Here is a 12,489-nt window from a genome sequence, read left to right on the forward strand (position 1 = left end):
ATGAGAGTACCCGTTGGTAGTGCGGCCGTCAGCGCCCGCACGGCCGGTATCGCTCAGCGTCGCTCCGACTTGGCGGAGCGCGACATCAGCTCCTTGAGGGCGACCACGGGAGGCTTGCCCTCGTGCACGATGTCGACGACCGTCTCCGTGATGGGCATGTCGACGCCGTGCCGGCGCGCCAAGTCCGCCACGGACTCACAGGACTTGACGCCCTCGGCGGTCTGCTTGGTGACCGCGATGGTCTCCTGGAGGGTCATGCCCTTGCCGAGGTTGGTGCCGAAGGTGTGGTTGCGGGAGAGCGGCGAAGAGCAGGTCGCCACCAGGTCGCCGAGGCCCGCGAGCCCTGAGAAGGTCAGCGGATCGGCGCCCATGGCCAGGCCCAGTCGGGTGGTCTCGGCGAGGCCGCGGGTGATCAGCGACCCCTTGGCGTTGTCGCCGAGGCCCATGCCGTCCGCGATGCCGACGGCGAGGCCGATGACGTTCTTGACGGCACCGCCCAGTTCGCAGCCGACGACGTCGGTGTTGGTGTACGGGCGGAAGTACGGGGTGTGGCAGGCGGCCTGGAGCCGCTGCGCGACGGCCTCGTCGGTGCAGGCGACCACGGAGGCGGCCGGCATGCGGGAAGCGATCTCCCGTGCCAGATTGGGTCCGGTGACGACGGCGATCCGGTCCTGCCCGACCTTGGCGACGTCCTCGATGACCTCGCTCATCCGCATGGCGGAACCGAGTTCGACGCCCTTCATGAGCGAGACGAGGACGGTGTCGGGGGCCAGCAGCGGCACCCATTCGGCGAGATTGGCGCGCAGCGTCTGGGAGGGGACGGACAGCACGGTGAAGTCGGCGCCGGCGGCGGCCTCGGCCGGGTCGGTGGTCGCGCGCACGTTCCTCGGGAGTTCCAGGCCCGGCAGATAGTCCACGTTGATCCGGGTGGAGTTGACGGCGTCCGCGACCTCCGGACGGCGCGCCCACAGCGTGACCTCGCACCCCGCGTCGGCGAGCACCATGCCGAAGGCCGTGCCCCACGAACCGGCGCTGAACACGGCCGCCTTGACCGGCTTGCTCACTTGCCCTGCCCCTCTTCCTGTGGTTCCTGTTCCCGCAGAGCTCCATTGTGCTGACCGGGCAGCTGGTGCTCGACCGCCGCCGCGGTCCGGCGCCGCTGCTCGATGCGCTCCCGCTTCGGGTCGTAGGGCGTCTCGGGCGCCTTCTCGCCGCGGATCTCCTCCAGCTGGCGGGTGATGGCGGCCATGATGACCTCCGTGGCGTCCTTCAGCAGGTCGGGGGTCATCTCCTTGTCGTAGAAGCGGGAGAGGTCGACGGGCGGGCCCGCGAGCACGTGGTGGGTCTTGCGCGGCAGGAGGTGGGGCTTCTTGGCGTACGGCGGCAGCAGTTCGTTGGCGCCCCACTGCGCCACGGGGATCACCGGGCACTTGGTCTGGAGGGCGACCCGCGCGGCGCCGGTCTTGCCGGTCATGGGCCACTGGTCGGGGTCCCGGGTGATGGTGCCCTCCGGGTAGAAGGCGACGCACTCGCCGCGCTCCACGGCGTCGATCGCGGCGCGGAAGGCGCTCAGCGCGTCCGTGGTCTCGCGGTAGACGGGGATCTGTCCGGTGCCGCGCATCGCGGCGCCCACGAATCCCTTCTTGAAAAGACCGCTCTTCGCGAGGAATCGCGGAACGCGGCCGCTGTTGTACTGAAAGTGCGCGTACGCGAAGGGGTCCACGTGCGAATTGTGGTTCACCGCGGTGATAAATCCACCGTCGGCAGGAATGTTCTCCATTCCGCGCCAGTCCCGCTTGATCAGAATCACCAGCGGCGGTTTGCACAGGACCGCGGCGAAGCGGTACCAGAAGCCGATTCTGCGGCGGGACACTCGGACACCTTCCTCTAGGGGGCCAGGGGGGCCAGGGGGCTCCTCGCCCGGGGAGCCGCACAAGTGTCGCCCCGGACCGCCGGTCTGTCGAGAACACCGTACGCCCCACCCTGCGGACTTCCGTTGCCCCCAGGTGACAATGGCGGCGACAAGAGAGGGACGGAACACCCGTGCAGTGGACCCTGGCCGTACCCCTGAAACCCTTGGCGCGGGCCAAGAGCAGGCTCTCGGACACCGCCGACGACGGCGTGCGCCCCGGCCTGGCCCTCGCCTTCGCGCAGGACACGGTGGCCGCGGCGCTGGCCTGTGCGGCGGTGCACGATGTGGTGGTCGTCACGGACGATCCACTGGCCGGACGTGAGCTGGCGGCGCTCGGCGCCCGGATCGTCCCCGACGATCCCGCGGCCGATCCGTCCGCCGACCCGGCCGCCGACCCGGCGGACGGTCTGAACGCGGCGCTGCGGCACGCGGCGGCCCTCGCGCGCGCCGCCCGGCCGTACGCCCCGGTGGCCACGCTGAACGCCGATCTGCCGGCGCTGCGCCCCGACGAACTCGCCCGCGTCCTGGACGCCGCCGCCGCGTTCCCGCGGGCGTTCCTCGCGGACGCCGCCGGCACCGGGACCACGCTGCTCGCCGCCGCTCCCGGCCGGGCGCTGCGCCCTGCGTTCGGCCCCGGCTCCCGGCTCGGCCACCGCCGCTCCGGCGCCGCGGAGCTCGTGCTCGACGACGTCGACTCGGTGCGTCAGGACGTCGACACCGGGGACGACCTCCGCGCCGCCCTCCGTCTCGGGGTGGGGCCCCGTACGGCCGCCGCGGCCGCGCGCCTGCTGATACGCGGCCAGTAGGCTGCGTCCATGCAGGCCACCGCGTACACCTACGACGCCGCCACCCGCTCGGGCCAGGTCCTCCTGGACGACGGCACCCCCGTGCCCTTCGACGCCCTGGCCTTCGACGCGGGGGGCCTGCGCCTCCTCCGCCCCGGCCAGCGCGTCCGCATCGAGACGGAGGGTACGGGCGACGCCCTCCGCGTCACGTTGATCACGTTGCAGACCTTCTGAGGCGGGCCGGTCACGAGCTGCGCCGAAAGGGACCGGGGAACCGGGAATTCTCAACGAACCCTTACCCCGAGAACGCCGCGGGCCGGGCTCCGACTAGGAGCCCGGCCCGGCGCGTGTGAGTATCCAGCGCCCTCCCGCTAACGGGCGGCAGTCTTCTTCGCCGTGGTCTTTCGAGCCGACGACTTCTTGGCCGGAGCCTTCTTCGCGGTGGCCTTCTTGGCCGGGGCCTTCGCCGCGGTGGTCTTCTTCGCCGCGGTCGACTTCGCGGCCGTGGTCTTCTTCGCCGCGGTCGACTTCGTCGCCGTCGTCTTCTTCGCGGTGGTCTTCTTCGCCGTCGTCTTCTTGGCCGCCGCCGTGGTCTTCTTGGCGGGCGTCGTCTTACGGGCCGTGGTGGCCTTCTTCGCGGTCGTCGTCTTCTTCGCGGCCGCCTTCTTGACCGTCGCCGAGGCGCCGCCGCTCAGGCTGCCCTTGGGGGCCTTCTTGACGGCGACCTCGCCGCCGCGGGGCAGCTTCTTGGAGCCGCTCACCAGGTCCTTGAAGCCCTGACCTGCACGGAAGCGAGGCACGGAGGTCTTCTTCACCCGAACCCGCTCACCCGTCTGCGGGTTGCGGGCGTAACGGGCGGGACGCTCGACCTTCTCGAACGAACCGAAGCCGGTGACCGAGACCCTCTCACCCGCGACCGTCGCCCGGACGATCGCGTCCAGGACGGCGTCGACCGCGTCGGCGGCCTGCTGACGGCCACCGAGCTTGTCCGCAATCGCTTCTACGAGCTGCGCCTTGTTCACGTCTTCCCCTTCGGAGACATCGCCAGAACGAAAGTGTTCAAGCTTTTCGCACGTTAGGCAGATATATACCGCAAATCAAACACGAAACGGGCTTATCACCCTTGTGCCGCAACGAACTCGGCTGTCACGGAGTCGCTTCAGCGTTCCCCGGTGGGCATTCGCCCCTCGTCGAGGTCCACCTTGAAGCTCTCCAGACGCCTTGCCGCGTCGGCGAGATCGTGCTTGGCCACGGCCGTAATGACCAGCAGCTTCCGGGTCAGCGCCATCCGTACGCCCTCCGGGACTTGCAGTGCGCGCACCCTTGCGTGCGCTTCCTTGAGTTGGCCCGCGACCGCCGTATAGAGCTCGAGTTGGCCGTCGTGTTCCATGCACAGATTGTGCCATCTGGGGCGAGTTGTCGCCTGCCCAGGGGGCAACTGCCGTCTCCCGGGGGCCTGGAGAGCACCCCCATCCAATGCCGCACGATGATGCGCGTACCCCGGTAATCGCCTTTGTAACTAGGGGAGTTGAAACCTTTCTGCACCCCACTTCCAAGGTGCGTTACTCCAAACATGGCTGTACCCCCAACCGTGCACGATTGGGGGTACAGAGGGGTGTGGCGGTGGCTGGAATCCGTCGTGTGCGGGCCTCCCCGGGGGGTGGTCCGCGTGGCGGATCAGACCGGCAGCGTCCGCGGCTTGTACGACGGCCGCTTGGCCTCGTACGCGGCGATGTCGGCCTCGTTCTGGAGGGTGATGGAGATGTCGTCCAGCCCGTTCAGCAGCCGCCAGCGGGAGTTCTCGTCCAGCTCGAAGGAGGCGGTGATGCCCTCGGCACGCACCTGTCGGGTCTCCAGGTCGACCGTCACCTCGGCCTGGGGGTCCTTCTCGGTGAGCTCCCACAGCGAGTCCACGATCTTCTGCTCCAGCACGACCGTGAGCAGGCCGTTCTTGAGCGAGTTGCCGCGGAAGATATCGGCGAACCGGGAGGAGATCACGGCCTTGAAGCCGTAGTTCTGCAGCGCCCACACCGCGTGCTCACGGGAGGAGCCGGTGCCGAAGTCGGGGCCGGCGACCAGGACCGTGGCGCCCTCGCGCTCCGGCTGGTTGAGGATGAAGGTCTCGTCCTTGCGCCAGGCCTCGAACAGCCCGTCCTCGAAGCCGTCCCTGGTCACCTTCTTGAGCCAGTGGGCGGGGATGATCTGGTCGGTGTCGACGTTGCTGCGGCGCAGCGGGACGGCCCGGCCGGTGTGGGTGGTGAATGCTTCCATGACTCTCAGACTCCAGCGGGCGCGGGGGCGTCGGACAGGTCGGCGGGCGAGGCCAGGTGGCCCAGCACGGCGGTCGCGGCGGCGACCTGCGGCGAGACCAGGTGCGTACGGCCGCCCTTGCCCTGCCGGCCCTCGAAGTTGCGGTTGGAGGTGGACGCGGAGCGCTCACCGGGGGCCAGCTGGTCCGGGTTCATGCCCAGGCACATGGAGCAGCCCGCGTGCCGCCACTCGGCGCCGGCCTCCTTGAAGACGACGTCCAGGCCCTCGGAGACGGCCTGGAGACCGACCCGAGCGGAGCCGGGGACGACCAGCATCCGTACGCCGTCGGCGACTTTGCGGCCCTTGACCAGCTCGGCGGCGGCGCGCAGGTCCTCGATGCGGCCGTTGGTGCAGGAACCTACGAAGACGGTGTCCACCTTGATGGAGCGCAGCGGCTGTCCGGCCTCCAACCCCATGTACTCCAGGGCCTTTTCGGCGGCCAGGCGCTCCGAAGCGTCTTCGTACGAAGCCGGATCGGGGACCTCCGCCGAAAGCGGCGCGCCCTGGCCGGGGTTGGTGCCCCAGGTGACGAACGGCGAGAGCTCGGCGGCGTCGATCACGACCTCGGCGTCGAACTCCGCGTCGTCGTCCGTCCTGAGGGTCTTCCAGTACGCGACGGCCGCGTCCCAGTCCTCGCCCTTGGGGGCGTGCGGACGGCCCTCCAGGTAGTCGAACGTGGTCTGGTCGGGGGCGATCATGCCCGCGCGGGCACCGGCCTCGATCGACATGTTGCAGATGGTCATGCGGGCCTCCATCGAGAGCTTCTCGATGGCGGAGCCGCGGTACTCCAGGACATAGCCCTGGCCGCCACCCGTGCCGATCCTGGCGATGATCGCGAGGATCAGGTCCTTGGCGGTGACGCCGTCGGGCAGCTCGCCGTCGACCGTGATGGCCATGGTCTTCGGGCGGGCCATGGGCAGCGTCTGGGTGGCCAGCACATGCTCCACCTGGGAGGTGCCGATGCCGAACGCCAGACCGCCGAAGGCGCCGTGCGTGGAGGTGTGGGAGTCGCCGCAGACGACCGTCATACCGGGCTGGGTCAGACCCAGCTGCGGGCCCACGACGTGGACGACACCCTGCTCGACGTCGCCCAGCGGGTGCAGCCGCACCCCGAACTCGGCGGCGTTGTTCCGCAGCGTCTCCAGCTGGACGCGGGAGACGGGGTCCGCGATGGGCTTGTCGATGTCGAGGGTGGGGGTGTTGTGGTCCTCGGTCGCGATGGTCAGGTCGAGACGGCGGACCTTCCGCCCGCTCTTGCGGAGACCGTCGAAGGCCTGGGGGCTGGTCACCTCGTGCAGCAGGTGCAAGTCGATGAAGAGGAGGTCGGGCTCGCCCTCGGCGCGCCGGACGACGTGGTCGTCCCAGACCTTCTCCGCGAGTGTCCTACCCATCGCTTTCCCTCCGGTCGACGCCTCAGCGTGTCGACCCAACTAGATCTCGGAGGTGGCGAGCGCGTGCGCATCCCCTCGTCGCACGTGCCTGCCGCCGGGCTCGTCGGTCCGCGAGCCGCTGTTGTTCTGCTTCCAGAGTGGCAAGGTCCACGTGAAATTGAACTTGCGTTTCACAGAGTGAGACGCGAGTATCGTTGCATGGACAACAGTAGCGGCGTCGGCGTTCTGGACAAGGCGGCCCTGGTCCTGAGCGCTCTGGAGTCCGGTCCGGCCACCCTCGCGGGTCTGGTCGGGGCCACCGGACTCGCACGGCCCACGGCCCACCGCCTGGCCGTGGCTCTGGAACACCACCGCATGGTGGCACGGGACATGCAGGGCCGTTTCATCCTCGGCCCGAGGCTGGCCGAGCTGGCCGCGGCCGCCGGTGAGGACCGCCTGCTCGCCACGGCGGGCCCGGTGCTCACGCATCTCAGGGATGTGACGGGCGAGAGCGCCCAGCTCTACCGCCGCCAGGGCGACATGCGCATCTGCGTCGCCGCGGCGGAGCGGCTGTCCGGCCTGCGGGACACGGTGCCGGTCGGTTCGACGCTCACGATGAAGGCCGGCTCCTCGGCGCAGATCCTCATGGCCTGGGAGGAGCCCGAGCGCCTCCACCGCGGCCTCCAGGGCGCCCGTTTCACCGCGACCGCCCTCTCCGGGGTGCGTCGCCGCGGCTGGGCCCAGTCGATCGGCGAGCGCGAGCCGGGCGTGGCCTCGGTCTCGGCCCCGGTCCGCGGCCCTTCCAACCGCGTGGTCGCCGCGGTCTCGGTCTCCGGGCCGATCGAGCGTCTGACCCGCCACCCCGGCCGTATGCACGCCCAAGCGGTGATCGACGCCGCGGCCCGCCTCTCCGAAGCCCTGCGCCGCTCGGGCTGACCCTCCCCCCGTACGAGACCACGGAAAAGGCCTGCCTCAACGCCGCGGCAGGCCTTTTCTCGTGCGGTCGGCCGGCCCCTGCAGACGGTCGACCCCGGTGCGCCCCTCGTCAGGCATCCACCCGCCGGTGGGCGAACCGCTCCTTCGCGGACCGGCCCCGCTTCTCGACCGGCAGCACCCCCGTGGCCGCCGCGAGACCGAAGGCCGGCATGTCCGCGTAGATCGACTCGTACGACCCCTCCGGCACCACGTACGTCTCGTGCCAGAGCCCCACGTGTCCGCGGCCCTTCCCCTTGCGCTCCCTGCGGTTCATCGCCGCCCACGCCACGCGGTGGAACGCGTCGGGCGCGTGCGCGTAGCCGTAGAGCTTCTCCTTGGACTCCCAGTACTGGACGACGTAGTACGTGCGCGGCGAGGCCGTGAGCAGGACGGCGTTCAGCAGCCCCCGGCCCGGGTCCCCGCGCAGCTCGCGCAGCATCCGGGGCATCGCGGCCAGCACCGGCATCCAGTGGTGGACGGCCCAGAAGTGGTTGATGCGCACGCCGATGAGCAGGACCACCACATCACCCTCGGCGGCAGCGGTGGTCCGTCCGGCGACGACCGTCTTTCCCGACATGACTCCCCCTCGTTGGTGAGCGGCACTATCCGACCACTCATGCTTGGATAGTGACACTTTCCAAAGAAGGGCGCAAGAGAGATGCGGCTGGCGGAGTTGAGCGCACGCAGCGGGGTGTCCACCGCGACGATCAAGTACTACCTGCGCGAAGGGCTGTTGGCGCCGGGCCGCCAGCTGAACGCGACGACGGCGGAGTACGACGAGACGCATCTGCGCCGGCTGCGGCTGGTGCGGGCGTTGATCCAGGTGGGGCGGGTACCGGTGGCGAGCGCCCGGGAGGTGCTCAAGCACGTGGACGACGAGTCGCTGGGCCGCACCATCCGCCTCGGCGCGGCGCTGTGGGCGCTCCCCCAGGCCCCCGACCCGGACGAGGAGGACCCGGCCACGGCCGCCGCGACGGCGGAGGTGGACCGGCTGCTGCGGACGCTGGGCTGGGACGCGGCGCGGGAGATCGGCCCGCTCTCCCCCGTGCGCCGTTCCCTGGTGGCGCTGGTGGCCACGCAGATCCGGCTGGGTTATCCGTGCGACGCCGAAATGATGGCCCCTTACGCCGAGTTGATGCACCGGGCGGCGGCGCGGGACCTGGACCGCATGGAGTCGTACGAGTCCGACACGGAGATGGTCGAGTCGGCGGTCTCGTCGGCGGTGCTGTTCGAGCCGGTGCTGCGGGCGCTGCACCGGCTGGCCCAGGAGGAGGAGTCGGCGCGGCGGTACGGCCTCGAATAGGCGGGGCACCGCGGGCGGACGGCACCGCCGGGTCCGCGGTCGCGCGTGCGCGTACGACGAAGGCCCTCCGCCGAAGCGGAGGGCCTTCATGATGTACCCCCGACCGGATTCGAACCGGCGCTACCGCCTTGAGAGGGCGGCGTGCTAGGCCGCTACACAACGGGGGCGTGGAGCCTGCAGGCGTTGAGTACTACATGCCGCAGGTCCGAGCTGGTCTACCTGGACTCGAACCAAGACTAACTGAACCAGAATCAGTCGTGCTGCCAATTACACCATAGACCAATGTGGTTTAGACCAGTCAGTACCCCCGACCGGATTCGAACCGGCGCTACCGCCTTGAGAGGGCGGCGTGCTAGGCCGCTACACAACGGGGGCCCTAGCGATCCTGCGTCGAGGTGAGAGGGTGCGACCCGAACTCTCCTCGCGGGAAGGATCTGTACCCCCGACCGGATTCGAACCGGCGCTACTGCCTTGAGAGGGCAGCGTGCTAGGCCGCTACACAACGGGGGCTTGCGGATGTGATCCGCTGGCGCAGATGAGCTCTGCGAGCTGGCCTACCTGGACTCGAACCAAGACTAACTGAACCAGAATCAGTCGTGCTGCCAATTACACCATAGGCCACTGGAACGCAAGCCCCTGAGGGGATCTTGTTCTAGTTTACGCTTCCGGTTTCCGGCCTTTCGGCCCGCTCCCCGGCGGCGCAGAAAGAACATTACCCGAAGGTGGACGGCGCTCCAAAACGAGTATCGGAGCCGAGGATCGCGGGGAGTTCGGCGAGGGTGGCGATGCGGTGCGGTCCGACCGGCGGGTCGACGGTCGCGTAGAGGCCGCCGCGGTCGATCCAGACCGACAGCAGGCCCGCCTCGGCGGCGCCCTGTCCGTCGATCTCCGGGTGGTCGCCGACGTAGGCGACCTCGCCGGGAGGCAGGTCCAGGGACTCGCACGCGGCGTGGAAGGCCTCGGCGGCCGGCTTGTGGACGCCCAGCTGCTCGGCGCACAGGACCGTCTCGAAGCGGTCCCACACCCCGAGGGCGCGCAGCTTGCGCTCCTGCACGGGGAGACTGGAGTTGGAGAGCACCGCGTGCCGGTGGGTCGTGGCGAGCGCGTCCAGGACGGGCAGGACGTCCGGGAAGAGCGCCCAGGCCCGCTCGTAGTGGACGATGTAGCGCTCGAACCAGGCGTCGGCCTCGGCGTCGGTCAGCGCTCTGCCGTGGAAGTCGCGCACCCGGTCGCGCCGGGTGGCCTCCCAGTCGCCCTCACCCGCCGCGTACCGCCGCCAGTGCAGGCTCGTGAGTTCGCGCCAGCGGTCGAGAGCCTCGTCGACGGAGCCGTAACGGCGCAGCCCCTCGGCCGCCAGATGCGCCCGCATCCCGGCGCGGTCGGCAGTGGTGTAGTCGAAGAGGGTGTCGTCGACGTCCCAGACCACGGCCTTGATGTTCATGGTCCGACGGTAGCCCGAGGCCGGCCGTCCTGTCCGGCGGATGACGAAGGGGCGGCACCCGGAACTCCGGGTGCCGCCCCTTGCGTACGGGCGCTACGCCGCCAGCTTGGCCAGGGCCGCGTCGATGCGGGCCAGGGTCTTCTCCTTGCCCAGGATCTCCAGGGACTCGAAGAGGGGCAGGCCGACCGTGCGGCCGGTGACGGCTACGCGGACGGGGGCCTGGGCCTTGCCGAGCTTGAGGCCGTGGGCCTCGCCGGCGGCCAGGACGGCCTCCTTGAGGGACTCGGCCGAGGTCCAGTCGGCGGCCTCCAGCTTCTCCTTCGCGGTGCGCAGCAGCGCGTCGGAGCCCTCCTTCATCGCCTTCGTCCAGGACGCCTCGTCCTCGACCGGCTCCGGCAGGAACAGGAAGTCGACGTTGTCGGTGATCTCCGAGAGGACCTTCAGCCGGGTCTGCGCGTGCGGGGCGACCGCCTGCCACTTGGCCTCGTCGAAGTCCTCCGGGGCCCAGGGGGCGAAGGGGGCCCTCAGCCAGGGGGCGCAGCGCTCGGTGAAGTCCGTCACGCTCAGCATGCGGATGTGGTCCGCGTTGATCGCCTCGGCCTTCTTCAGATCGAAGCGGGCCGGGTTGGGGTTCACGTCCGCGACGTCGAAGGCGGCGACCATCTCATCGATCGTGAAGATGTCCTTGTCCGCGGAGAGCGACCAGCCGAGGAGGGAGAGGTAGTTCAGCAGGCCCTCAGGGAGGAAGCCGCGCTCCCGGTAGAGGTTCAGGCTGGACTGCGGGTCGCGCTTGGAGAGCTTCTTGTTGCCCTCGCCCATCACGTACGGCAGGTGGCCGAAGGAGGGGATCTCCTTGGCGACGCCCAGGTCGATCAGCGCCTTGTAGAGCGCGATCTGACGCGGCGTCGAGGAGAGCAGGTCCTCGCCGCGCAGGACGTGGGTGATCTCCATCAGGGCGTCGTCGACCGGGTTGACCAGCGTGTACAGCGGGGCGCCGTTCGCGCGGACGATCCCGTAGTCCGGGACGTTCTCCGGGGTGAAGGTCAGCTCGCCGCGGACCAGGTCGGTGAAGGTGATCGTCTCGTCGGGCATCCGGAAGCGGACGATCGGCTCGCGGCCCTCCGCCTCGTACTGGGCCTTCTGCTCGGGCGTGACCTCGCGGCACTTGCCGTCATAGCCGGAGGGCCGGCCCGCGGCGCGGGCGGCCTCACGGCGCTCCTCCAGCTCGGAGGCGGTGCAGTAGCAGTAGTAGGCGTGGCCGGCGTCCTTGAGCTTCTCGGCCACCTCCTTGTACGTCTCCATGCGCTGCGACTGGCGGTACGGCGCGTGCGGGCCGCCGACCTCGGGGCCCTCGTCCCAGGTGAAGCCCAGCCAGCGCAGCGAGTCCAGGAGCTGCTCGTAGGACTCCTCGGAGTCGCGGGCCGCGTCGGTGTCCTCGATGCGGAAGACGAACGTGCCGCCGGTGTGGCGGGCGAACGCCCAGTTGAAGAGGGCCGTGCGGACCAGACCCACATGGGGGTTGCCGGTCGGGGACGGACAGAAACGTACGCGGACGGAGCCGTTAGCCACGCTTGATCACCTTGTTGGTGAGAGTGCCGATGCCTTCGATGGTGACGGCGACCTCGTCGCCGACGTTGAGGGGGCCGACCCCTGCCGGGGTGCCCGTGAGGATGACGTCACCCGGGAGCAGCGTCATGGCCTCGGTGATGTTGACGATCAGGTCCTCGATGGAGTGGATCATCTCGCTCGTACGGCCGAGCTGGCGTTGAGCACCGTTCACCGTGAGCTGGATGGTCAGGTCCGAGGGGTCCAGTTCGGTCTCGACCCAGGGGCCGAGCGGGCAGGACGTGTCGAAGCCCTTGGCCCGGGCCCACTGCTTCTCGCGCCGCTGGACGTCACGGGCGGTGATGTCGTTGGCGCAGGTGTAGCCGAAGATCACGTCCTTGACGCGTTCGCGCGGGACCTCGCGGCACATCCGGCCGATGACCACGGCGAGCTCGGCCTCGTGGTGGAGCTCCTGCGAGAAGGACGGGTACTGGATCTCGTCGCCGGGACCGATCACCGAGGTGGCCGGCTTGAAGAAGGCGAACGGGGCGTCGGGGACCTCGTTGCCGAGTTCCCGGGCGTGCTCGGCGTAGTTGCGGCCGAAGGCCACGACCTTGTTGGGGAGCACCGGCGGCAGCAGCCTGACCCGTGTCCTCGAATCGGGGGCCAGCGGGACCTTCGTGCCGGAGAGCTCGAAGTCCGTGAACGGGATGCCCTTGATGATGTCGAGGACGAGCTCGTCCGGCTTGTCGCCCTCGACCGCTCCGAAGGCTACGTTCCCGTCGATGGAGAACCTTGCGATGCGCACGGGATCCTCGTGCCCCTTTGACTGAGCTGGCTGAGTCTGA

14 protein-coding genes and 5 tRNA genes are annotated in these 12,489 nt (G+C 69.8%); 4 read left to right on the plus strand and 15 right to left on the minus strand.

Going from position 1 to position 12,489, the window contains the following annotated elements; all coding sequences use genetic code 11:
- Window positions 1–53: 53 nt before the first annotated feature.
- Window positions 54–1,064, minus strand: coding sequence for an NAD(P)H-dependent glycerol-3-phosphate dehydrogenase (locus ACZ4Z3_RS31250; RefSeq protein WP_468504168.1), 1,011 nt, complete (start codon window positions 1,062–1,064; stop codon window positions 54–56).
- Window positions 1,061–1,873, minus strand: a complete 813-nt coding sequence (locus ACZ4Z3_RS31255; RefSeq protein ID WP_468504169.1) for a lysophospholipid acyltransferase family protein — start codon at window positions 1,871–1,873, stop codon at window positions 1,061–1,063. Before ACZ4Z3_RS31255 ends, ACZ4Z3_RS31250 begins: the two co-directional genes overlap by 4 nt.
- Before the next feature lie 170 nt (window positions 1,874–2,043).
- Between ACZ4Z3_RS31255 and cofC the strand changes: the two genes are divergently transcribed.
- Together cofC and ACZ4Z3_RS31265 are read left to right on the plus strand one after the other, a co-directional pair.
- A complete protein-coding gene (cofC, locus tag ACZ4Z3_RS31260; RefSeq protein WP_468504170.1) occupies window positions 2,044–2,718 on the plus strand; it encodes a 2-phospho-L-lactate guanylyltransferase in 675 nt (224 codons plus the stop codon).
- Window positions 2,719–2,727: 9 nt separating this feature from the next.
- Window positions 2,728–2,931: a hypothetical protein gene (locus ACZ4Z3_RS31265; RefSeq protein WP_468504171.1), complete on the plus strand. Its 204-nt coding sequence runs from the start codon at window positions 2,728–2,730 to the stop codon at window positions 2,929–2,931.
- 137 nt (window positions 2,932–3,068) lie between these two features.
- On the opposite strand, the gene ACZ4Z3_RS31270 is transcribed toward ACZ4Z3_RS31265, so the two are convergent.
- From ACZ4Z3_RS31270 to leuC, 4 genes are all read right to left on the minus strand, one after another.
- Complete coding sequence (locus tag ACZ4Z3_RS31270; protein WP_055512546.1) at window positions 3,069–3,719, minus strand: HU family DNA-binding protein; 651 nt, start codon at window positions 3,717–3,719, stop codon at window positions 3,069–3,071.
- A gap of 137 nt (window positions 3,720–3,856) precedes the next feature.
- Window positions 3,857–4,087 carry an SCO5555 family protein gene (locus tag ACZ4Z3_RS31275; RefSeq protein ID WP_468504172.1) on the minus strand — a complete coding sequence of 77 codons (231 nt, stop codon included), beginning with the start codon at window positions 4,085–4,087 and terminating at the stop codon, window positions 3,857–3,859.
- Between the two features lie 287 nt (window positions 4,088–4,374).
- On the minus strand, window positions 4,375–4,968 hold the full coding sequence (gene leuD / locus ACZ4Z3_RS31280; RefSeq protein WP_468504173.1) for a 3-isopropylmalate dehydratase small subunit: 594 nt from the start codon (window positions 4,966–4,968) through the stop codon (window positions 4,375–4,377).
- Between the two features lie 5 nt (window positions 4,969–4,973).
- Window positions 4,974–6,398, minus strand: coding sequence for a 3-isopropylmalate dehydratase large subunit (leuC, locus tag ACZ4Z3_RS31285; protein WP_468504174.1), 1,425 nt, complete (start codon window positions 6,396–6,398; stop codon window positions 4,974–4,976).
- A gap of 198 nt (window positions 6,399–6,596) precedes the next feature.
- On the opposite strand from leuC, the gene ndgR reads away from it, so the two are divergent.
- Complete coding sequence (gene ndgR, locus ACZ4Z3_RS31290; protein ID WP_009320373.1) at window positions 6,597–7,313, plus strand: IclR family transcriptional regulator NdgR; 717 nt, start codon at window positions 6,597–6,599, stop codon at window positions 7,311–7,313.
- A gap of 109 nt (window positions 7,314–7,422) precedes the next feature.
- Here the strand turns inward: ndgR and ACZ4Z3_RS31295 are convergent, their stop codons facing one another.
- Window positions 7,423–7,929, minus strand: a complete 507-nt coding sequence (locus tag ACZ4Z3_RS31295; protein ID WP_468504175.1) for a DUF4188 domain-containing protein — start codon at window positions 7,927–7,929, stop codon at window positions 7,423–7,425.
- A gap of 81 nt (window positions 7,930–8,010) precedes the next feature.
- On the opposite strand from ACZ4Z3_RS31295, the gene ACZ4Z3_RS31300 reads away from it, so the two are divergent.
- On the plus strand, window positions 8,011–8,655 hold the full coding sequence (locus tag ACZ4Z3_RS31300) for a MerR family transcriptional regulator (RefSeq protein ID WP_468504176.1): 645 nt from the start codon (window positions 8,011–8,013) through the stop codon (window positions 8,653–8,655).
- 94 nt (window positions 8,656–8,749) lie between these two features.
- On the opposite strand, the gene ACZ4Z3_RS31305 is transcribed toward ACZ4Z3_RS31300, so the two are convergent.
- The 8 genes from ACZ4Z3_RS31305 to ACZ4Z3_RS31340 form a co-directional block, all read right to left on the minus strand.
- Window positions 8,750–8,822, minus strand: a tRNA-Glu gene (locus ACZ4Z3_RS31305).
- 43 nt (window positions 8,823–8,865) lie between these two features.
- A tRNA-Gln gene (locus ACZ4Z3_RS31310) sits at window positions 8,866–8,937 on the minus strand.
- A 20-nt stretch (window positions 8,938–8,957) separates the two neighbouring features.
- A tRNA-Glu gene (locus ACZ4Z3_RS31315) sits at window positions 8,958–9,030 on the minus strand.
- A 62-nt stretch (window positions 9,031–9,092) separates the two neighbouring features.
- A tRNA-Glu gene (locus ACZ4Z3_RS31320) sits at window positions 9,093–9,165 on the minus strand.
- A gap of 39 nt (window positions 9,166–9,204) precedes the next feature.
- A tRNA-Gln gene (locus tag ACZ4Z3_RS31325) sits at window positions 9,205–9,276 on the minus strand.
- 91 nt (window positions 9,277–9,367) lie between these two features.
- The gene (locus ACZ4Z3_RS31330; protein ID WP_468504177.1) at window positions 9,368–10,096 is read right to left on the minus strand and encodes an HAD family hydrolase; all 729 of its coding nucleotides are present in this window, start codon (window positions 10,094–10,096) and stop codon (window positions 9,368–9,370) included.
- Between the two features lie 93 nt (window positions 10,097–10,189).
- Entirely contained in the window at window positions 10,190–11,665 is a 1,476-nt protein-coding gene (gltX, locus tag ACZ4Z3_RS31335) for a glutamate--tRNA ligase (RefSeq protein ID WP_468504178.1), read from the minus strand.
- Window positions 11,658–12,449, minus strand: coding sequence for a fumarylacetoacetate hydrolase family protein (locus ACZ4Z3_RS31340; protein ID WP_468504179.1), 792 nt, complete (start codon window positions 12,447–12,449; stop codon window positions 11,658–11,660). The genes gltX and ACZ4Z3_RS31340 overlap by 8 nt, the downstream gene beginning before the upstream one ends.
- Window positions 12,450–12,489: the final 40 nt, after the last annotated feature.

Source organism: Streptomyces sp. NPDC030296, assembly GCF_055572815.1.